The organism is Microbacterium sp. KSW4-4 (assembly GCF_023091185.1).
Classification (GTDB): domain Bacteria; phylum Actinomycetota; class Actinomycetes; order Actinomycetales; family Microbacteriaceae; genus Microbacterium; species Microbacterium paraoxydans.
The window spans coordinates 792,114-810,671 of the sequence record NZ_JAHWXJ010000002.1; the positions used below are offsets into that span (position 1 = coordinate 792,114).

General features: G+C 70.2%; 21 protein-coding genes and 3 tRNA genes. 21 read left to right on the plus strand and 3 right to left on the minus strand.

Annotated elements, in window-relative coordinates:
• The first annotated feature begins 57 nt into the window (after positions 1-57).
• From rpoC to KZC57_RS13410, 11 genes are all read left to right on the plus strand, one after another.
• Positions 58-3,933, plus strand: coding sequence for a DNA-directed RNA polymerase subunit beta' (rpoC, locus tag KZC57_RS13360; RefSeq protein WP_060922591.1), 3,876 nt, complete (start codon positions 58-60; stop codon positions 3,931-3,933).
• Positions 3,934-4,136: 203 nt separating this feature from the next.
• Positions 4,137-5,066, plus strand: coding sequence for a PfkB family carbohydrate kinase (locus tag KZC57_RS13365; RefSeq protein ID WP_247641960.1), 930 nt, complete (start codon positions 4,137-4,139; stop codon positions 5,064-5,066).
• An 86-nt stretch (positions 5,067-5,152) separates the two neighbouring features.
• Positions 5,153-5,237, plus strand: a tRNA-Tyr gene (locus KZC57_RS13370).
• Positions 5,238-5,309: 72 nt separating this feature from the next.
• Positions 5,310-5,801 carry an FBP domain-containing protein gene (locus KZC57_RS13375; protein ID WP_060922589.1) on the plus strand — a complete coding sequence of 164 codons (492 nt, stop codon included), beginning with the start codon at positions 5,310-5,312 and terminating at the stop codon, positions 5,799-5,801.
• Between the two features lie 45 nt (positions 5,802-5,846).
• Positions 5,847-6,647: an enoyl-CoA hydratase/isomerase family protein gene (locus tag KZC57_RS13380; protein WP_025104407.1), complete on the plus strand. Its 801-nt coding sequence runs from the start codon at positions 5,847-5,849 to the stop codon at positions 6,645-6,647.
• 116 nt (positions 6,648-6,763) lie between these two features.
• Positions 6,764-7,798: a hypothetical protein gene (locus KZC57_RS13385; RefSeq protein WP_105949325.1), complete on the plus strand. Its 1,035-nt coding sequence runs from the start codon at positions 6,764-6,766 to the stop codon at positions 7,796-7,798.
• Positions 7,798-8,592, plus strand: coding sequence for an inositol monophosphatase family protein (locus KZC57_RS13390; RefSeq protein ID WP_105950750.1), 795 nt, complete (start codon positions 7,798-7,800; stop codon positions 8,590-8,592). Before KZC57_RS13385 ends, KZC57_RS13390 begins: the two co-directional genes overlap by 1 nt.
• Before the next feature lie 119 nt (positions 8,593-8,711).
• Positions 8,712-9,980, plus strand: coding sequence for a M23 family metallopeptidase (locus KZC57_RS13395; RefSeq protein WP_060923344.1), 1,269 nt, complete (start codon positions 8,712-8,714; stop codon positions 9,978-9,980).
• A gap of 68 nt (positions 9,981-10,048) precedes the next feature.
• Positions 10,049-10,120, plus strand: a tRNA-Thr gene (locus KZC57_RS13400).
• 32 nt (positions 10,121-10,152) lie between these two features.
• Positions 10,153-10,226 (plus strand) — tRNA-Met (locus KZC57_RS13405).
• A gap of 155 nt (positions 10,227-10,381) precedes the next feature.
• Complete coding sequence (locus tag KZC57_RS13410; protein ID WP_105949327.1) at positions 10,382-10,861, plus strand: hypothetical protein; 480 nt, start codon at positions 10,382-10,384, stop codon at positions 10,859-10,861.
• A gap of 9 nt (positions 10,862-10,870) precedes the next feature.
• Here KZC57_RS13410 and KZC57_RS13415 read toward each other — a convergent pair whose 3' ends face one another.
• The gene (locus KZC57_RS13415; protein WP_217583991.1) at positions 10,871-11,695 is read right to left on the minus strand and encodes a CPBP family intramembrane glutamic endopeptidase; all 825 of its coding nucleotides are present in this window, start codon (positions 11,693-11,695) and stop codon (positions 10,871-10,873) included.
• Between the two features lie 159 nt (positions 11,696-11,854).
• Here KZC57_RS13415 and KZC57_RS13420 point away from each other — a divergent pair, with 159 nt between their 5' ends.
• The gene (locus KZC57_RS13420; protein ID WP_168429010.1) at positions 11,855-12,013 is read left to right on the plus strand and encodes a hypothetical protein; all 159 of its coding nucleotides are present in this window, start codon (positions 11,855-11,857) and stop codon (positions 12,011-12,013) included.
• A 6-nt stretch (positions 12,014-12,019) separates the two neighbouring features.
• Here KZC57_RS13420 and KZC57_RS13425 read toward each other — a convergent pair whose 3' ends face one another.
• Complete coding sequence (locus KZC57_RS13425; RefSeq protein ID WP_247641961.1) at positions 12,020-13,687, minus strand: MDR family MFS transporter; 1,668 nt, start codon at positions 13,685-13,687, stop codon at positions 12,020-12,022.
• Complete coding sequence (locus KZC57_RS13430; RefSeq protein WP_060923341.1) at positions 13,687-14,298, minus strand: TetR family transcriptional regulator; 612 nt, start codon at positions 14,296-14,298, stop codon at positions 13,687-13,689. Before KZC57_RS13430 ends, KZC57_RS13425 begins: the two co-directional genes overlap by 1 nt.
• 175 nt (positions 14,299-14,473) lie before the next feature.
• Between KZC57_RS13430 and KZC57_RS13435 the strand changes: the two genes are divergently transcribed.
• The 9 genes from KZC57_RS13435 (at position 14,474) to KZC57_RS13475 (ending at position 18,552) form a co-directional block, all read left to right on the plus strand.
• Positions 14,474-14,911: an Asp23/Gls24 family envelope stress response protein gene (locus KZC57_RS13435; RefSeq protein WP_025104399.1), complete on the plus strand. Its 438-nt coding sequence runs from the start codon at positions 14,474-14,476 to the stop codon at positions 14,909-14,911.
• A complete protein-coding gene (locus KZC57_RS13440) occupies positions 14,908-15,099 on the plus strand; it encodes a DUF2273 domain-containing protein (RefSeq protein ID WP_247641962.1) in 192 nt (63 codons plus the stop codon). The genes KZC57_RS13435 and KZC57_RS13440 overlap by 4 nt, the downstream gene beginning before the upstream one ends.
• Positions 15,096-15,437 carry a hypothetical protein gene (locus KZC57_RS13445; protein WP_157547060.1) on the plus strand — a complete coding sequence of 114 codons (342 nt, stop codon included), beginning with the start codon at positions 15,096-15,098 and terminating at the stop codon, positions 15,435-15,437. Before KZC57_RS13440 ends, KZC57_RS13445 begins: the two co-directional genes overlap by 4 nt.
• Positions 15,434-16,000, plus strand: coding sequence for a hypothetical protein (locus tag KZC57_RS13450; protein ID WP_247641963.1), 567 nt, complete (start codon positions 15,434-15,436; stop codon positions 15,998-16,000). Before KZC57_RS13445 ends, KZC57_RS13450 begins: the two co-directional genes overlap by 4 nt.
• On the plus strand, positions 15,997-16,695 hold the full coding sequence (locus tag KZC57_RS13455; RefSeq protein ID WP_247641964.1) for a hypothetical protein: 699 nt from the start codon (positions 15,997-15,999) through the stop codon (positions 16,693-16,695). The genes KZC57_RS13450 and KZC57_RS13455 overlap by 4 nt, the downstream gene beginning before the upstream one ends.
• 14 nt (positions 16,696-16,709) lie before the next feature.
• The gene (locus KZC57_RS13460) at positions 16,710-16,883 is read left to right on the plus strand and encodes a CsbD family protein (RefSeq protein ID WP_025104394.1); all 174 of its coding nucleotides are present in this window, start codon (positions 16,710-16,712) and stop codon (positions 16,881-16,883) included.
• Positions 16,884-17,000: 117 nt separating this feature from the next.
• Positions 17,001-17,567: an RNA polymerase sigma factor gene (locus tag KZC57_RS13465; RefSeq protein ID WP_060923627.1), complete on the plus strand. Its 567-nt coding sequence runs from the start codon at positions 17,001-17,003 to the stop codon at positions 17,565-17,567.
• Positions 17,564-18,166, plus strand: coding sequence for an Asp23/Gls24 family envelope stress response protein (locus KZC57_RS13470; protein WP_247641965.1), 603 nt, complete (start codon positions 17,564-17,566; stop codon positions 18,164-18,166). Before KZC57_RS13465 ends, KZC57_RS13470 begins: the two co-directional genes overlap by 4 nt.
• Positions 18,163-18,552 (plus strand): hypothetical protein, encoded by a 390-nt coding sequence (locus KZC57_RS13475; RefSeq protein WP_231919581.1) that lies wholly within the window; start codon positions 18,163-18,165, stop codon positions 18,550-18,552. Before KZC57_RS13470 ends, KZC57_RS13475 begins: the two co-directional genes overlap by 4 nt.
• Positions 18,553-18,558: the final 6 nt, after the last annotated feature.

An 18,558-nucleotide genomic window follows, 5' to 3' on the forward strand; every position in this document is an offset into this window, starting at 1 on the left:
GGCTGAGCCGGTCGAAGCCCAGACTTCTCAAAAAGAATTTCCGACACAGGAGAACTAGTGCTCGAGTCCACAACCTTCGATGAGCTTCGCATCGGCCTGGCGACCGCAGACCACATCCGCGCGTGGTCCTACGGCGAGGTCAAGAAGCCCGAAACCATCAACTACCGCACCCTCAAGCCGGAGAAGGACGGTCTCTTCGGAGAGCAGATCTTCGGCCCGTCCCGTGACTGGGAGTGCGCCTGCGGCAAGTACAAGCGCGTCCGCTTCAAGGGCATCGTCTGCGAGCGCTGCGGCGTGGAGGTCACCAAGAGCTCCGTCCGTCGTGAGCGCATGGGTCACATCGAGCTCGCCGCTCCCGTCACCCACATCTGGTACTTCAAGGGCGTGCCCTCGCGCCTCGGCTACCTGCTGGACATGGCGCCGAAGGACCTCGAGAAGGTCATCTACTTCGCCGCGTACATGGTCATCTCGGTCGACGAGGATGCCCGTCACCGCGACCTGGGCACCCAGGAGAACAACATCCGTCTCGAGCTGAAGACGCTCGGCGACCGCCGCGACGCGAAGATCGCGGAGCGCCTGGCGAAGCTGGAGGAGGAGCTCGCGGCCCTCGAGGCCGAGGGTGCCAAGGCCGACGCCAAGAAGAAGGTCAAGGACGCCGCCGAGAAGGAGATGTCGCTCATCCGCAAGGGTGCCGACGAGGCGATCCTGAAGCTGGAGCGCGTGTGGGAGGACTTCCGCACGCTCGAGGTCGGCGCCCTGCGTCCGGAGGACGACGTCTTCCACGAGCTGCAGGACCGCTTCGGCCAGTACTTCGAGGCCTACATGGGTGCCGAGGCGATCCAGCGTCGCCTGGCCGCGTTCGACCTGGCCGCCGAGGCCGAGAGCCTGCACCTGCAGATCTCGGAGGGCAAGGGTCAGCGCAAGATCCGTGCGATCAAGCGCCTCAAGGTCGTCAACTCGTTCCTCGAGACCGGCATGAGCCCGGCCGCGATGGTGCTCGACGTCGTCCCGGTGATCCCGCCGGAGCTGCGTCCGATGGTCCAGCTCGACGGTGGCCGTTTCGCGACCTCCGACCTGAACGACCTGTACCGCCGCGTGATCAACCGCAACAACCGTCTCCGTCGCCTGATCGACCTTGGTGCCCCCGAGATCATCGTCAACAACGAGAAGCGGATGCTGCAGGAGGCCGTCGACGCGCTGTTCGACAACGGCCGCCGCGGTCGCCCCGTCACCGGTACCGGAAACCGCGCCCTGAAGTCCCTGAGCGACATGCTCAAGGGAAAGCAGGGTCGCTTCCGCCAGAACCTGCTCGGCAAGCGCGTCGACTACTCGGGCCGTTCGGTCATCGTCGTCGGCCCGCAGCTCAAGCTGCACCAGTGCGGTCTGCCCAAGCAGATGGCGCTCGAGCTGTTCAAGCCGTTCGTCATCAAGCGCCTGATCGACCTCGGTCACTCGCAGAACATCAAGGCCGCCAAGCGCGCCGTCGAGCGCACCCGTCCCGAGGTCTGGGACGTGCTCGAGGAGATCATCCGCGAGCGTCCGGTGCTGCTGAACCGTGCACCCACCCTGCACCGTCTCGGCATCCAGGCGTTCGAGCCGCAGCTCGTCGAGGGCAAGGCCATCCAGCTGCACCCGCTCGTCTGCGCGGCGTTCAACGCCGACTTCGACGGTGACCAGATGGCTGTCCACCTGCCGCTGTCGGTCGAGGCTCAGGCCGAGGCCCGCGTGCTCATGCTCGCGTCGAACAACATCCTGAAGCCGTCGGACGGCCGTCCGGTCACCCTGCCCTCGCAGGACATGATCATCGGTCTGCACCACCTGACCACGGTCAAGGCCGGCGCCAAGGGCGAGGGCCGTGCGTTCGGCTCCGTCGGCGAGGCGCAGCTCGCGTACGACGAGGGCACGCTCGACCTGCAGGCGAAGGTCCGCATCCGCATCCCGGGTCTGGCCTTCCTCGAGGGCGAGGCTCCCGAGGGCTACGAGAAGCACGGCCTGGTCGACGCTTCGCTGGGGCAGGCGATCTTCAACGACGCGCTCCCGAAGGGCTACCCGTTCGTCCGCGAGCAGGCCGACAAGGGCAAGCTGTCGCAGATCGTCAACAAGCTGGCCGAGGAGTACCCCAAGGTCGAGACGGCCGCCACGCTGGACCGCATCAAGGATGCCGGTTTCTACTGGGCGACCCGTTCGGGTGTGACCGTCGCGCTGAGCGACATCCTCACCCCGCCGAACAAGGCGGAGATCGTCGCGGGCTACGAGAAGCAGGCCGCGAAGGTCCAGTCCCAGTACGAGAAGGGCCTCACGACCGACGCCGAGCGTCGTCAGGAGCTCATCAAGATCTGGACCGAGGCGACCGACGAGGTGCAGGCCGCGATGAAGGCGCACTTCCCGGAGGACAACACCATCAACCGCATGGTGTCCTCTGGCGCCCGTGGTAACTGGCTGCAGATCCGGAACATCGCCGGTATGCGTGGTCTGGTGAACAACCCCAAGGGTGAGATCATCCCGCGTCCGATCATCTCCTCGTACCGCGAGGGTCTGTCGGTGGCGGAGTACTTCATCGCGACGCACGGTACCCGTAAGGGTCTGGCCGACACCGCTCTGCGTACCGCCGACTCGGGTTACCTGACCCGTCGTCTGGTGGACGTCTCGCAGGACGTCATCATCCGCGAAGAGGACTGCGGCACGTCGAAGGGCCTCGAGCTCCCGATCGCCGCTCCGAACTCGCAGGGTGAGCTGGTGCGCGACGCGAACGTCGAGAACTCGGTGTTCGCCCGCACGCTGGCCTCCGACGTGGTGAACGCGTCGGGCGAGGTCCTGGCCGCGGCCGGCGACGACGTGGGCGACGTGCTCATCGACAAGCTGGTCGCCGCGGGCGTCGAGACCATCAAGGTCCGCTCGGTCCTGACCTGCGACTCCGCTGTCGGCGTGTGCGCGCAGTGCTACGGCCGTTCGCTCGCGACCGGCAAGACCGTCGACATCGGCGAGGCCGTGGGCATCATCGCGGCCCAGTCGATCGGTGAGCCCGGTACCCAGCTGACGATGCGTACCTTCCACACCGGTGGTTCGGCGTCGGCGGATGACATCACGCAGGGTCTGCCCCGTGTGCAGGAGCTGTTCGAGGCGCGTACCCCCAAGGGTGCATCGCCGATCGCGGAGGCCGACGGCCGCATCACGATCGACGAGACCGAGAAGGCCAAGAAGGTCATCCTCACGCCCGACAACGGCGACGAGCCCGTCGTCTACCCGGTGCTGAAGCGTGCCACCCTCCTCGTCGAGGACGGCCAGCACGTCTCGGTCGGTCAGCCCCTGCAGGTCGGCACGCTCGACCCCAAGGAGGTCATGCGCGTCATGGGTGCCCGCGAGGTGCAGAAGTACCTCGTCGGCGGCGTCCAGGGCGTCTACCGCTCGCAGGGCGTGCCGATCCACGACAAGCACATCGAGGTCATCGTCCGCCAGATGCTCCGCAAGGTCACCGTCGTCGACCACGCCGACACGACCCTGCTGCCGGGTGAGATGGTCGACCTGAAGCGCTACCAGCAGATCAACCGCGAGGCCGTGGCCGAGGGCAAGCGCCCCGCGTCCGGTCGCCCGGAGCTGATGGGTATCACGAAGGCGTCGCTCGCGACCGAGTCGTGGCTGTCCGCTGCGTCCTTCCAGGAGACGACCCGCGTGCTCACGCAGGCCGCCATGGAGGGCAAGCGCGACCCGCTGGTTGGTCTCAAGGAGAACGTCATCATCGGAAAGCTCATCCCCGCCGGAACCGGTCTCTCGAAGTACCGCGACGTCACGGTCGAGGCCACCGAGGAAGCCAAGAGCGAGCGCTACCCGAACCGGATCTTCGCATCCGACGGCGCGTACGCGGACGGCGACTTCGGCTACGTCGACTTCGACGCGTTCTCGACGGACGACATCACCCCCGGTACCTACAACTGAGGTGTGAGTGAGTGAACGAAGGCCCCGGGGTTCTCCCCGGGGCCTTCGTCGTCCCTCGGCCCGTTCGGGTGTCCACAACTCAGGAGATCCGGGACGGCAGGCCGCCGTGGGCTGCTCGTGACGGCATGGAGGCCCAGGTCTCCTGAGTTATGCACACGGTTCGGCGCTGCTTCGGGGCGCGGGCGGCACGGTAGGGTCGGCGAGTGAGCACTGAGACTTCCCCCGGCGGCGCGGCCGTCGTCATCGGAGACGCCCTGATCGACGAGATCCGGGATGACAGCGGCGTCCGCGAGTTCGTCGGCGGGGCCGCCCTGAACGTGGCGGTGGGGCTGCGCCGGCTCGGAATCCCTACGACGCTCATCGCGATGGTGGGGGAGGACATCGCCGGCGCGCACATCCGCGAGTATCTGGCCGATCACGGCGTGCGGCTGATCGCGAGCGCAGCGCCGCACGGGTCGTCGCGGGCCGTCGTGACCCGGGCCGCGAACGGCGAGCCGAGCTACGCCTTCAACCGCGCGGCCCAGGAGCGGACCGTCCGGTACTCGGACGAGGCGAGGGCTGCCATCGCCAGCGCGGACATCGTCGCGGTGAGCTGCTTCCCCTTCGACGTCCCGGCCGAGGTCGAGGCCCTCGCCGCCGCGGTGGAGGGCGCGCGGCTGGCGATCGACCCGAACCCGCGCACCGGCATGCTGTCCGACCGCGAGGAGTTCGTCCGCGGCTTCGAGCGGCTGGCGGCGCGGGCGGATCTGGTGAAGGTCGGCGCCGACGATGCCGCCGTGCTCTACGACGGCGACCTCGACGCCCTGCGCGCGCGGCTCCGGAGCCTCGGCGTCACGGCGGTGCTGGCGACGGCCGGAGCGGACGGCGCCGTGCTCGAGTCGGACGCCGGGTCGGTCTCGGCGCCCATCTCGGCGCTGCCGGGTCGCGTGGTCGACACCGTGGGCGCGGGGGACGCGACGCTGGCCGCCGTCGCCGCCGGACTGGTGGAAGCCTCCCCGAAGGCAGCCGAGGGATGGTCCGCCCTGCTCGAGCGCGCGATGGATGTGGCCGCTGCGACCTGCCGCGCCGAGGGCGGGCTGCTGCGCACACCGGAGTCGCTGGCCGCCGCCGACCGCGGCGTGTACGGAAGCTGACGCCTCGATTTCTCGCGCCCGCATCCGACAGGTATGATTGTTCTTCGTGCCCCCGGTTGGCTGTTCAAGTCGGACGGGTGCGCTCTGGCGAGTTACCCAAGTGGCCAAAGGGATCTGACTGTAAATCAGCCGTCTTCGACTTCGGGGGTTCGAATCCCTCACTCGCCACCACAGAAGCCCCCGCTCGCGGGGGCTTCTCCCGTTCCCGGCCTCACCTCCGCGCCGAGTTCCTAGACTGGAGCGATGCGACCTCTCACCGAAGCCGACGTCCGGGCCTCGTTCGTGAACGCGGACGCCGATGAGCTGCGCGTCATGGAGATGCCGCACGACTTCCTCCTCGTGGACTGGGACTACCTCGACTTCTTCGCCTGGCGTGACCCGAGTGCCGGCAAGCGCGGCTACGTCCTCATCCCGCACGAGGGGCGCGTGGTCGGCGTGGTGCTGCGGGCATCGGAACCCGGGCGTGGGCGCTCCGGCATGTGCAACATCTGCCACACGATGCAGCCGGGCAACCAGGTGGCGCTGTTCGCGGCGCGACGCACGGGAGAGGCGGGGGAGCGCGGCGACTCGGTCGGCACGTACATCTGCGCCGATCTGTCCTGCCACGAGAACGTGCGCCTGGCGCATCCGCTGGCACCCAACGAGATCCGGGCGGCGGGACAGGTCGACTTCCGGCTCGACGGCACCCGGCGGCGCATGGAGCGGTTCGTCGCTCGCGTCTGGGACGGCTCCTGAGCGCGACTAGCCTGGAGGCATCCGCCTGTGCTCGAAGGAGAAGCCATGAGTGATGCCATCCTGTTCGCCGTCGACGAGGGGATGGCGCGGCTGACGCTGAACCGTCCGACCCGCCTCAACGCCTTCAACGCCGATCTGGCGTACGCCTGGAGGGACGCGACCGTCGAGGCGACGTCGCGAGACGACGTGCAGGCCATCCTCATCGATGCGGCGGGACCGGCGTTCTGCGCGGGCGGTGACGTGATCGACATGGCGACGACCATGGGGTCGTCCGGGGCGGAGATCACCGCGCTGGCGGAAGTGATCAACACCGGGATCCGCGCGCTCACGGAGTCGAGCGTGCCGGTGGTCGCCGCGGCGCACGGGACGACGGCCGGCGGCGGACTCGGCATCCTGCTCGCCACGGACTACGCGGTGGTGGGCTCGCGGTCGCAGCTCGGGAGCCTGTACGCGAATATCGGCCTCACTCCGGACCTCTCCGTGTCGGCCCAGCTCGCACGGGCCGTCGGCCAGCGCCGTGCCCTCCAGCTCGTGCTGCAGGACCGGCTTCTCACCGCCGCGGAGGCCCTCGACTGGGGGCTCGTGGCCGAGGTCGTGGAGGGCGAGGACGGCAGGACGGAAGCCGACCGAGTCCGTGCACGGGCCGAGGAGGTCGCGCGGTTCTGGCTCGCCGGGGCGGCGGACGCGTACGGGCAGGCCAAGCGGCTGGTGCGGTCGCAGCCGGAGCGCACGTTCGCCGAGCAGCTGAGCGAGGAGGCGCGGTCGATCGGTGCCGCCCTGGAGACCCCGGACGCGCAGGCGCGGGTCGCGGCGTTCGCGGCGGCCTCCGCGAAGAAGGCCGGCTGACCCTTCCTCCCCAGGGCGCGGGCGGTCCCTGATCTCCTTCGCACTCGAGGGAAGCCGGAACAAGCGGGCCCGCGCGTGGCAGGATGAAGGCATCGCCGCTCGACGAGAGGATCCCCATGTCCCATCCGGACACCGCCCGGCTGCAGCCGCAGGGCGACAAGAAGAACATGTCGCTGCTCATCAGGGGCTCGCTGTGGGTCGCGATCGGCGCCCTCATCGCCGCGGCTCTGGTCTGCGTCGTGTGGGTCCTGGTCGGTGATCAGAACGGCCTCATCGGTCGCGCCTTCCTCACGATCCTCTTGCTCGCCGCCTTCGCCGGGATCGCCATCCTCGAGGCGGGCCTCGCGCCGAACCGGCCGGACTGGCTCCAGCTCGCGAGCATGGTCACCTGGGTCGTCGCGCTCCTCGTCGGCCTCGTGAAGATCTGGCTCCCGGAAGACGGGTTCTACTTCGGCGCGGAGCGCTTCTTCCAACTGCTGTTCGTGATCGGGATCCTGCAGCTCGCACTGCTCCATGTGCGGCTCTTCACCCGTGCCGCGCAGCGCCATGTCACGACTTTCACGAAGGTGATCCACATCGTGACGATCGTCTTCCTCGGCGCCCTCGTCGCACTGCTGGTGTTCTTCCTCGCGTTCCCCAACACCTTCGACTACACCGAGCTGTACTGGCGCATCGTCGTCGCCCTCACGATCCTCGTCGCCGTCGGCACGACGCTCATCCCGCTGCTGAACGCCCTGTTCGCGCCGAAGAAGGCTCCTGCCGCCCGGCCCATCGCCTCCGCGCCGTCCTGGCCGACCTACGCCGATGGCATCACGCCCCTCCCGGTCCTTCCGGACGGGAGCCCGGACTGGAATGCGTTCTACACGGGCTACCCCTCGGCGGCTCCCCAGGCCCTGGGTCAGGCGCCCACCGCGGCGTTCCCCGTGGCGACGCCGCCCCTGGCGCCCACGGCTCCGGCCCTTCCCGACTTCGCGGCGCCTCCCGCTCCTGGCCCTGTGCCTCCCGCGCCCGACCTGCCGGCGCCGCCGCAGCCGGCGTCGCCCTCGGCGGCACCTGCGCAGCCGGCGCCGCCGCAGCCCGCTCCGCCCACCCAGAGTGAGCCCCCGGCCTTCCCGCCGCCGCCGCCCGCACCCTCGCACCCGGCGCCGTGATCGACGCTCTCGAGCTCAGCGCGCTGGCGACCGAGATCGCCGAGGAGGCGGGTGCGCTCGCCCGTACCCGACGTCGGGAGGGCGTCCGGCTCGCGGCGACCAAGTCGACGCTCGCCGACATCGTGACCGAGGCGGACCGCGAGGTGGAGGCGCTCATCCGCGAGCGACTGCGCGCGGCCCGGCCGGCGGACGGTTTCCTCGGTGAGGAGTCGGGTGCGGCCGCCGGCGACAGCGGCATCACGTGGGTGGTCGACCCCATCGACGGCACGGTGAACTACGCCTACGGCATCCCGGCGTACAACGTGAGCATCGCGGCCGTCAGCGGTCCTCCGGAGCCGGACGCCTGGGAGGCGCTGGCCGCCGCCGTGCACGCGCCCGCTGTAGGGGAGACCTTTTCGGCCGCTCGCGGGCACGGTGCCTGGTCGGACGGCGTCCGGCTCGCGGTGACCGCGGTGACCGACGCCGGGGCACTCCTGGCGACCGGGTTCGGCTACGACCCGGCGACGCACGACGGCGACCTCGCGACGGTCCGCCGGGTGATGCCCATCGCCCGGGATCTCCGCCGTATGGGATCGGCGGCCCTGGACCTGGCCTACGTGGCGGCGGGCCGACTGGACGGATACTTCGAGCGCGGCCTCAAACCGTGGGATCACGCGGCGGGCGCCCTGCTCGTCCAGGAAGCGGGCGGCCGGGTGAGCCGGATCGACCGGGAATCGCCGCGGCCCTTCCTGATCGCGGGTGGCGTGACCGTGCACGACCGACTCCGGGATATCCTCGATGAGGAGAAACCCTGACCGATCCATGGCTTTCACAGGAGGATCGGGGTAGTGTTTACCCGATCGTTACTTTCACCACCCGAAGGTGAGAGTTGTCATTGCGCCCCCGAGCATCACGAACGACCGAGAGATTAGCTTTGCCCTTCGAGAACCCCCAGGCTGCCGCTGCGCCCACGCGCCGGTCCAGCCGCCCTCGCACTGCGGCCTCCGAGGCCTCGGCGAGCGGGTCGACGGCACCCCTCGCTGACGCGGAGACCGTGATCGCCCTCGCTGCTGTCATCCCGCTCTCCCGTCGCGCCGCGCGTCAGCGCCAGGCCGAGGTACCCCCGGTGCCGGTCGCACCTGAGGAGCCCTTCATCGCCGCGGCTGCGCCCGTCATCGCCGATGTCCCCGCGGTGCCCGTCGTCGCCGAGATCGTCGAGAAGTCAGAGGACACGGTCCCGGTCGAGGACATCGCCCCGGCGTCCGAGCCCTTCGTCGCCGAGGCTGACGCCGAGGGCGACGCGTTCGAGCGCGCCTCCCGCGCCTTCCGCGAGACCGGCTCCATCCCGACGTCGTCGGCGTCCCGCCGTTCGGCTTTCGTCGCGAACGCCGCATCGCAGGCTGCGCCGAAGATCGACACCGCCGGCCTCGCCGCCGTCGGTCCTCGCCGCACCCGCCGCATCCGCAAGACCCTCGCCGCCGGTGCCACCGTCGGCGCGATGGGGCTCGCCGGACTCCTGGCCGTGTCCATGACCCTGCCGGCGGAGGCCGTCGCGGCCGCCCAGGGCGGATCGCTCGCCTCGACGTCCCTCGTCACCGCGGCCGCCGCTGACGCGGCAGGCTCGGCGGACGACGAGATCCAGGCCTTCGTCGCGCCGTCCGGCGTGCAGAACGAGCCGCTCTCGCGCGCCGACAACTTCAGCACCGTGTCGCTCGTCGAGGTCGCCGCCGAGCAGGGCATCAACTACTCGGGCGAGATCTTCACCAACGACCCGGATGCCGCCATCCAGTGGCCGTTCCTCGTCGGTGTGGGCATGAGCTACGGCTACGGCATGCGCAGCGGCCGCCTCCACGAGGGCATCGACTTCGTCCCGGGCAACGGTGCGCCCATCCAGGCCATCGCCGACGGCACCGTCCGCATCGCGACCGAGCAGGGTGCCGCCTACGGTGTCACGGTCTACATCGACCACGTCATCGACGGCTCGGTCATCACGAGCCACTACTCGCACATGCAGTACGGCTCGCTGCAGGTCAAGGCGGGCGACAAGGTCAAGGTCGGCGACATCGTCGGCAAGACCGGTAACACCGGCCGCTCCTACGGGGCGCACCTGCACTTCGAGCTCATCGTGAACGGGACGACCATCGACCCGATGCCGTGGCTCAAGAAGAACGCCGGACGCACGTCGCTCACCTCGGAGGAGTGACCGTCTCGATTTCATGAGGACGCCACAGTGATGGTATTCTCGTGTGGTTGCCCCGCGAGGGGCAGCACGCCCCGATAGCTCAGTGGCAGAGCACTTCCATGGTAAGGAAGGGGTCGTCAGTTCAATCCTGACTCGGGGCTCGGAGTTCGCATCTGCGATGCGGATGCCGTGCGGCAGGGTAGCTCAGTTGGTGAGAGCGCACGACTCATAATCGTGAGGTCGCGGGTTCAAGCCCCGCTCCTGCTACAGAATGAAACCCCCGGAACCTTCCGGGGGTTTTGTCGTCTCCGACCTCCGTGCCGGGATACCGTCCTCACCCCGCGCGGAGCGTCCTAGAGTGTGTGACGCGTCGGCCCCACAGTCGGCACCGAGATGGCGGGCATCGAGGGACGAGGTCTGCCGTGTCTGCACCCGATCGCCGTGCGAGCACCGTGTTCCGGGACGCCCGGCGAGCCCTGGAGGACGCCGTCGCGGACGGGCGCGGTCATTGCCTCGGGCTCGAAACGCTCGCGCCCCAGGAGTCCTGGGACGTGCTGGTCGCCGAAGGCTACGGGCGCGCCCTACTGACCGGTGCCCTCGCCGGGGCGCTCGGCGGGCTGCTGCGGCACGGCGTGACCGTCGCCGACGTGCTGAGCTGTCCTGAGGTCCCTCTCGGGGTCGAGCTGGGGCCGCGATCCCTCCGGCTCGTCATGGGGTGGCTCGCGGACGGCGTGGCCGAGATGGACGACGCCGTCGTGTCGCGGACGATGGTGGCGGGCGTCGCCGACGACCTCATCGGCGCCTCCGACGCGGCCCTGTCCGCCGGCGACGCGCACCGGGTGGCTGTGCTGGTCTTCGCGATGGCGGCGGTCGGCACCCACGCCGTCTGGCGTGCGGCGTGACGCGCGCTGTCAGCGCCGAGGGGCGAAGGTGCGGGGTACGGAGGTTTCGACCCGCCCGCGGATGAAGACCATCAGCACGAGGCCCACGACGACCACGACGATGTTCCCCAGAGCCGCGAGCGCCGTCAGCCCACCCTCGGCGGGGTGCAGCGTCTGAAGGAAGATGCTCGGGTCGGTGCTGGCGTGGAGGAGGATCGGGGCCACGATGGTCCGGGTGACGCGGAGCGCGAGGTACATGCAGATGCCGAAGGCGAAGGTGTAGACGAGCTGGAAGAGGGTCGGGAGCAGATCCTGGCCGGTCAGGAGGTTGCCCGCGTGCAGCCCGGCGAAGATCGCGGCGGAGATCACCGCGACGACGAGCTCGCGCGCCCCCGCGTCCCGCATCATCTTCACGACGAGGCCGCGCGTGAGGACCTCCTCCGCGAAGCCGATGGCGAGGCCGGCGAGCAACCAGGTCGCCACGACATCCACCCCGACGCTGCCGTCCTCGATCGTGAGGAAGCGGAGGACGTTGAACAGCAGGACGGCGACGATCGCGATCCACATCCATCCCGCTCCCCGGATCGGCTGGCGCCCGAACACGGGGCGCCACCACCCGACCGAGGCGATGAACCCGACGAGCAGGAGACCCCCGACGAGGATCGGCAGGACGTCGTAGACGAGGACGCCGGCCGCACTCGCCGGGTCGTCCACCTGCGCGGCCAGCGGGAGGAAGGCCAGCGAGAGCAGCTGATAGAGCCCGTAGTACACGGCGGCGAGCAGGAGGGCGCGCCACCAGCCTCCGCGATCCCAGAAGCGCTGCCAGGCGGAACGGTGCGGTGCGGCGTCGGTCATGGGTGCTCCTCGGTGGGGGGAAGGGGCGGACGGCTCAAGTCTGGTGGTTCCGTGCCGGACCCGACGAAAGCGCCTGACGACACGCCGTGTCAACCCCCTCGGCCCCGGGAGGCCGCCCGCCCAGACTGGCCGTCCGGATCCCCAACGTCAGGAGGCGCCATGTCCGACACGTCGAACAGCCAGGACAACCAGGAGGAGATCGAGGCCATCGGCGTCGACCCCGACTTCGTCACCACCGACCACGACCCCGAGCCCGACGAGCTTCCGGCGACGGGCGGCGGGGAGGACGACGACGTCGACGTCGCCGACCTCCCCTAGCGCGGGCTACTTGCCTGTGGGCGCCGAGCCGTTCTCTCCCGGCTCGGCGTCCGCGCGTGCGGCGTCGACCCGCCCTCCGGCGCGGAGCTCCGCCTCCAGACGCTCGGCCTCCTCGCCGCTGATCGCCTCACCGCGGGCCACGAGACCGGCCTGATCCGACAGCGGGATCTGCTTGAGGAACAGCGACAGGATGAGCGCGAGTGCGATGAAGGGCACGAGGTACCAGAACACCGGGGCGAGCGCGTCCGCGTACGCCGTGACGATGCCGTCGCGCACCTCGTCCGGGAGGCTGTTCAGCGTGGCGGGGTCGATCGTGGACGCGGCCTCGGATGCGGCCTCGGGCGACGCTCCGGCGCCGGCGAACACGCCGAGGAGGTTCTCGGTCAGCCGCGTGGTGAAGATCGTGCCGAACACCGCGGTCCCCAGCGAGGCGCCCACCTCGCGGAAGTAGTTGTTCGTGCTGGTGGCGGTGCCGATCTCGCCCGCCGGGACGGCGTTCTGCACGACGAGCACGACGACCTGCATGATGAGGCCGAGCCCGGCGCCGAAGACGAACAGGAACGCGCAGATCAGCCAGATCGGCGTCTCCGCCGACAGGGTGGTCATGGCGACCATCGCGATGCCGGTGATGATGGTGCCGAGGATCGGGTAGATCTTGTACTTCCCGGTCTTCGAGATCGCGATGCCGGAGAAGATCGAGGTCCCCATGAGGCCCACCATCATGGGGATCATCAGCAGCCCGGACGCGGCGGCGGACGTGCCGGAGGACATCTGCAGGAACGTCGGGACGAAGCCGATCGCGGCGAACATGCCGATGCCGAGGACGAGGCCGATGGCGGTCGCGTTCACGAAGATCGGATTGCGGAAGAGGCTGAGCGGGATGATCGGGTCCTGCACCCGGGACTCGGTGATGACGAACGCCGTCGCCGACACCACGAGCCCGGCGCCCCAGGCCCAGGTCGCCAGGGAATCCCAGCCGAACGCGGCGTCGCCGCCGAAGTCGGTGAAGAAGATGAGGCAGGTCGTGGCGGCGGACAGGAAGAGCACGCCGAGGATGTCGATCGGCTTCTCCGCCTTCTTGCTGGGGAGCTTCAGGGCCACGAGGGCGATGAGGAACGCGGCGATGCCGACCGGGATATTGATGTAGAACGCCCACTGCCAGGTCATGTGATCGACGAAGAAGCCGCCGAGGAGCGGTCCGGCGACGGCGGAGAGGCCGAACACCGCACCGAGCGGACCCATGTACTTACCGCGCTCGTTGGCGGGCACGATGTCGGCGATGATCGCCTGCGAGAGGATCATGAGGCCGCCGCCGCCGAGACCCTGGAGAGCGCGGAACACCACGAACATCCAGAAGTCCGACGCGAACGCGCAGCCGACCGAGGCGAGCGTGAACAGCGCGATGGCGACGAGGAACAACGACCGCCGGCCCAGCACGTCGCCGAATTTGCCGTAGATGGGCATGACGATGGTGGTGGCGAGCAGGTAGGCCGTGGTGATCCAGACCTGATGGTCGACGCCGCCGAGCTGGCCGACGATGGTCGGCATCGCGGTCGACACGATGGTCTGGTCGAGGCTCGCGAGCAGCATGCCCGCGATCAGGGCGCTGAAGATGATCCAGATGCGGCGCTTCGTGAGGAGGAAGGGCGCATCCGCGGTGGCGGTGGCGGACATCAGTGGTCTTTCTGTGCAGGGGTGTAGAGGTCGCGCGCGAGGCGCAGCCGGCGGGTGATGAGGTCGGCGAACGGCTCGGTGGAGTGATGGTGCAGCAGCTGCTCCATGCACAACCGCACGAGCGCGCCGACGGAGTGGACGAGTACCTCGGCGCGCAGCTCCGCGTCCGGCTCCGTGTCGAGGCGGCGGGCGACGAGGGCGATGTCGCGGCGCTCGTGCTTCTCCTGCTGCTCGAAGGCGGCCCGCAGCAGCCGCGGCTCCTGCTCGATGACGGCGAACAGCTCCGCGGCGTGCTCGATCGGATCGAAGAGGGCGAAGCGCTCGACGGTGAGCTGCACGAAGTCGTCCAGGAGATCGCCCTCGCGGTCGAGGAAGGCCGCTTCGAGCTCCTCCTGGCGGGAGTCGATGACGGCGAAGCCGAAGACGGCGTTCTCCTTGCTCTCGAAGTAGTTGAAGAACGTGCGCCGGGAGACCCCGGCGTCGGCGCACAGCTCCTCGACGGTGAAGCCGGCGAAGCCTCGCTCGGTGGTCAAGCGGCGCGCGGCCTCGGTGAGCGCGCGCGTGGTTCGACGCTTGCGCTGCTCCCGCGTAGATTCTGCACTGTTCTCCATAAAGTGCAACTTTGCACTCTGAACCTTAGAGTGCACTGAGAGTCGCCGCCGAGAGGCGAGACGAAGTTCATTCGGAGAAGTTTGTGACATTCTGTGCTCCCCGACCGTCTTAGTGGTGTCGTGAGAACACGGCCCGCGCGGGAACCGCGTGGTCACACGGATGAAGGAGCTCGAGATGGCGAACGTGACTGGGGGCACCCAGCCCAAGGCTCAGGTCGTTCCGGCCTCGCAGGGGGCGGCGGGGAAGACCACGATCGAGGACGCGGTGGTCGCGAAGATCGCCGGCATCGCGGCGCGAGAGGTGGACGGGGTCTACGCACTCGGTGGCGGTGCCGCACGCATGATGGGCGCCATTCGCGACGCCCTCAACACGACCGACCTCGCGCAGGGGATCAGCGTCGAGGTGGGCGAGACGCAGGTGGCCGTCGACGTGACGATCGTGGCGGAGTACCCCGTGTCCCTGCAGAAGGTGGCCGACCAGGTGCGGGCCGCGATCCACCGGGCCATGGTGGAGCTGGTGGGCATGGAGGTCGCCGAGGTGAACGTGACCGTCAACGACGTGCACATCCCGTCCGAGGACGACGACGAGGCTCCGGAGGCGCGAGTCCAGTGAACGCCTCGGTGATCGGCGGAGCTGCGGCGACGGTGCTCGCGCTGACCTGGATCGTCTGGGGGTTCTGGGCGTTCCTGCTCGTCACCCTCGCGATGCTCGTCGGCGCGGTCGCCGGCCGCATCGTCGACGGTCGCCTGGACGTGCGGGCGCTCGCCGACGTGGTGCGCGGGCGGCGATCGTCCTCATGAGCGTCGCAGTGACGGACGGGCCGACGACCGTGGCGGGGGCCACGGTCGTCGAGGCCCGGGCGCTGCACCGCCTCGCGGTCGGAATCGTCCGGGACGTCGTGCGGGTCGGCGCCGGAGACGTGAGCGTGCAGCTCGCGGACCGCCGCGGCGACCTGCGCGTGTCCGTGGAGGTTCCGGTCGTGCGCGGGCCCCGCGGCGCCGACACCGTGGGCGCACGGGCGGACGCCGTCCGCGACGCCGTGGTGGGCGGTATGCGGGATCTCGCGGCGCGCCGCGTGGGAGCGGTGGACGTGCGTTTCACCGGAGTTCGACGTGAGGACGGGAGGAGAGTGGCATGACGGCGAACACGACGACGTCGCGGCGCCTGCTTCGTCGAGAGGCGAGGGCGACCCGCCGGGGTCCGGCGATCGCGCTCGCGGTCGTCCTCGCGGTGCTCCTCGTCGCTCTGCTGGGCGCGGTGGTCGCCGGGACTCTCGACGCGGGGTTGCGCGCGCAGATCACCGGATGGCTCACGCCCGTCACGGCTTCCGCCGCGGCGCCTGCGGTGATGATCACCACCGGGACCGTGCTCGTGGTCGTGGCGCTGCTCCTCCTCGGACTCGCCGTGCTTCCCGGCCGGCGCGCCCGTCGCACGCGGCTCGCCGCGCGGGCGGCGCTCGTGATCGACGACGGGGTGCTCGCCGACGCCATCGCCGACGGCACCGCGCGCCGGATCGGCGTGCCGCGCGGCCAGATGCGCGTGACCGTGGGACGACGCACGGTGCTGATCCGGGTCACGCCCACGAGCGGGGTCCCGGTGGATGCGGCCGCCGCGCGAGACGCGGCCCTGCGCGTGCTGGACGAGACCGGATTCCGGCTCTCGCCGCGGGTGCAGGTGGCGCGGGATGGAGTGATCGCATGACGTCGGCAGGGACCGTCGCGAACCGGATCGTCCTCCTCGGAGGAGCCGCGATGCTTCTGGGTGGGGGTGTCGTCCTCCTCGCTGCGGGACTGCGGAGCGCGGGGGCGCTTCCGGCCCCTGCCGAGGATGTACTCGTCCAGGCCGACGGCCTCGTGGCGTGGTCGGGGGCATGGGGCCTCGACATCCCCGGCGCGGGCTTCGTGCCGCTGTGGGCGCTCGTCGGGATCGCCGCCGCGGTGCTGCTCGTCGTCCTCCTCCTCGCGTTCCTTGTCACCCGCAGGCCGCGGCCGGAGCGCACCCTTCTCCGGCTCGTCGGCGATGGCGGCATCACCGCCGTCGACCGGAATGTGGCGGAGCAGCTGCTGGCAACCCCGCTCGCCGACCGAGCGGACGTGCTGGCCGCCCGGGTGATGAGCCGGAAGGTCGGCCGCGAGATCGCTCTCGGCCTCGTGGTGACTCCGCGCCCCGGCGCGGCCCTGGGCCACGTGCTCGCCGCCGCCGACGCCGTCGTGCAGGAGTGGGACGCCGTCACCGGGACGCGGATGCCGGTCGTCGTACACATCGCCGACCGCGGCTGGCGGGAGCTCTTCCGCTCCCGGCAGCGGATGCGCCGTTCGCTCGCGGACACACAGACGACGGCACCGCACGAGCGGAACGCCACACGGACATCGACCCCGACCGTCGGGGTCGTGTGAGGAAAGGAGGCGCTATGAGCGCGGAGGACAAGATCAAGGCCGCAGCCGAGAAGGTCGCAGGCAAGGCCAAGGAGGTCGTCGGCGAGGTCACGAACAACGACAAGCTCGTCGCCGAGGGCAAGGCCGAGCAGGCCAAGGGCGACGTCAGGAACGCGGCCGAGGATGTCAAGGACACGTTCACCAAGTGACGGAAGGGGAGGAGACGCCCGGAGGGGCGTCTCCTCCGCCCGCGCGCGTCGGGTCGCCTCGATCCGATCCGGCGCGGGCTCCGAACGCCTGGGGAACCGTGAACGAGGGGTGGGGGAATGGCAGCCGATCGCTGGGGCGAGGCGCTGGAGCACGCCGGGGACCGTATCGTCGCCGGTCGTGCGATGGACGGCGACGTCGCCGCGTTCGCGGTGCTCGTGCGCAGGTACACGCCGATGATGAGGGCCTACACACAGCGGATGCTCAACGCGTCGGCGGAGGTCGACGACATCGTGCAGGACGCGTTCGTGACGGCATGGCAGCGGTTCGGTGAGCTGGAGGACCCCGCGAAGGTCAAGAGCTGGCTCATGCGGATCGTGAGTCGCAAGGCGGTGGATCGGCTGCGCCTGACGCGGCCCGCCCTCGATGTGGACGAGCTCGATCGTCCGGCACCGCCGCAGACCAGGCCGGACGCGGTCATCGAGGCGAGAGCGGGCGTGGCGGCCCTCGGCGCGGCTCTGCGCGAACTCCCGGAGGCCCAGCGCGAGTGCTGGGTGCTGCGGGAGCTGGGCGGCTACAGCTACGAGGAGATCGCCGAGGAGCTCGGCATCCCCGTCAGCACGGTGCGCGGACTGCTGTCCCGCGCGCGACGGTTCCTGATCACACGGATGGAGGCGTGGCGATGACCGATCACCACGAGGACGACCCGCTGCGCCGCCTCGGCCTGGAGCCCGCCGATCTGGACGGGCACACCATCGAGAAGCTCGGTGACTACCTGGACGCGGGACGAACTCCGAGGAACCCTGCGATCGAGGAGTCTCCGGGGTGCCAGCTCGCCCTCGACGCCCTGGAGAGACTGCGGGGTCTCGGCACCGCGCTGATGGACGAGGAGGCCGCGTCCGCACCGCCCGTGGACGAGAGGTGGGTGGACCGGATCCTCAGCGGCATCGCCATGGACGCTCAGGCGGGACGCCGCATCCCCTTCGCCTCCGACGATCCGGACGTGGACCTGGCCATCACGGAAGGCGCCGTGCGCGGACTGGTCCGTGCCGCGGAGGAAGCCGTGCCCGGCGTGCTGGTCGGCCGGTGCCGGCTGGACGGCGACGTCACCGAGCCCGGAGCGCCCGTGCGCGTGGCGATCGATGTGAGCGTGCGCCTCGGCGACCCGCTCCGCCGCGTCGCCGACCGCCTGCGCGCGGAGGTGGAGGACCGGCTGCGTCGTCATACCGACCTGCGGGTCGCGGCGATCGATGTCGCGATCACCGACGTCAGGGAGGGGGCATGATGACCGGCACCGAGCTGTCGAAGGAGGAGCGCGCGGGTCTCGCGCTCCGGATCGAGGCGGCGCTGCGCGCCTGCTCCGGGGTGCGCGGCGTGTACCGATCGGGCTCCCTCGTCTCCAACCTCCTGCGTGCGGGCGCGTCGGCGTGGGGGAACGAGCGCGGAGCCGAACCGATCGTGTCCGTCGCCGCCGGAGCGGAGGGCGTGGCGGTGGAGGCGGCGATCGGCGTCGACGGGCGGGTTCGCAGTGTCGCGACACTGCGGCACGCTCGTGACGCCGTGGACGCGGTGCTGCGTGCGGAGGGCCTGCGCCGTGGCAGCATCACGCTGACCGTCGCCTACGTGCAGAGCGCCGTGGAGCCGGCGCCGGGGGAGCGCCGCCGCCCGTGACGGGGG

Excerpts from the sequence above, each read along its gene's own strand:
- KZC57_RS13445 (WP_157547060.1), top strand. The coding sequence starts at position 15,096 with ATGAGCGTCGCAGTGACGGACGGGCCGACGACCGTGGCGGGGGCCACG.
- KZC57_RS13465 (WP_060923627.1), top strand. The coding sequence starts at position 17,001 with ATGGCAGCCGATCGCTGGGGCGAGGCGCTGGAGCACGCCGGGGACCGT.
- KZC57_RS13385 (WP_105949325.1), top strand. The coding sequence starts at position 6,764 with ATGTCCCATCCGGACACCGCCCGGCTGCAGCCGCAGGGCGACAAGAAG.
- KZC57_RS13380 (WP_025104407.1), top strand. The coding sequence starts at position 5,847 with ATGAGTGATGCCATCCTGTTCGCCGTCGACGAGGGGATGGCGCGGCTG.
- KZC57_RS13450 (WP_247641963.1), top strand. The coding sequence starts at position 15,434 with ATGACGGCGAACACGACGACGTCGCGGCGCCTGCTTCGTCGAGAGGCG.
- KZC57_RS13460 (WP_025104394.1), top strand. The coding sequence starts at position 16,710 with ATGAGCGCGGAGGACAAGATCAAGGCCGCAGCCGAGAAGGTCGCAGGC.
- KZC57_RS13375 (WP_060922589.1), top strand. The coding sequence starts at position 5,310 with ATGCGACCTCTCACCGAAGCCGACGTCCGGGCCTCGTTCGTGAACGCG.
- KZC57_RS13415 (WP_217583991.1), bottom strand. The coding sequence starts at position 11,695 with ATGACCGACGCCGCACCGCACCGTTCCGCCTGGCAGCGCTTCTGGGAT.
- KZC57_RS13420 (WP_168429010.1), top strand. The coding sequence starts at position 11,855 with ATGTCCGACACGTCGAACAGCCAGGACAACCAGGAGGAGATCGAGGCC.
- KZC57_RS13435 (WP_025104399.1), top strand. The coding sequence starts at position 14,474 with ATGGCGAACGTGACTGGGGGCACCCAGCCCAAGGCTCAGGTCGTTCCG.
- KZC57_RS13430 (WP_060923341.1), bottom strand. The coding sequence starts at position 14,298 with ATGGAGAACAGTGCAGAATCTACGCGGGAGCAGCGCAAGCGTCGAACC.
- KZC57_RS13455 (WP_247641964.1), top strand. The coding sequence starts at position 15,997 with ATGACGTCGGCAGGGACCGTCGCGAACCGGATCGTCCTCCTCGGAGGA.
- KZC57_RS13470 (WP_247641965.1), top strand. The coding sequence starts at position 17,564 with ATGACCGATCACCACGAGGACGACCCGCTGCGCCGCCTCGGCCTGGAG.
- KZC57_RS13475 (WP_231919581.1), top strand. The coding sequence starts at position 18,163 with ATGATGACCGGCACCGAGCTGTCGAAGGAGGAGCGCGCGGGTCTCGCG.
- KZC57_RS13425 (WP_247641961.1), bottom strand. The coding sequence starts at position 13,687 with ATGTCCGCCACCGCCACCGCGGATGCGCCCTTCCTCCTCACGAAGCGC.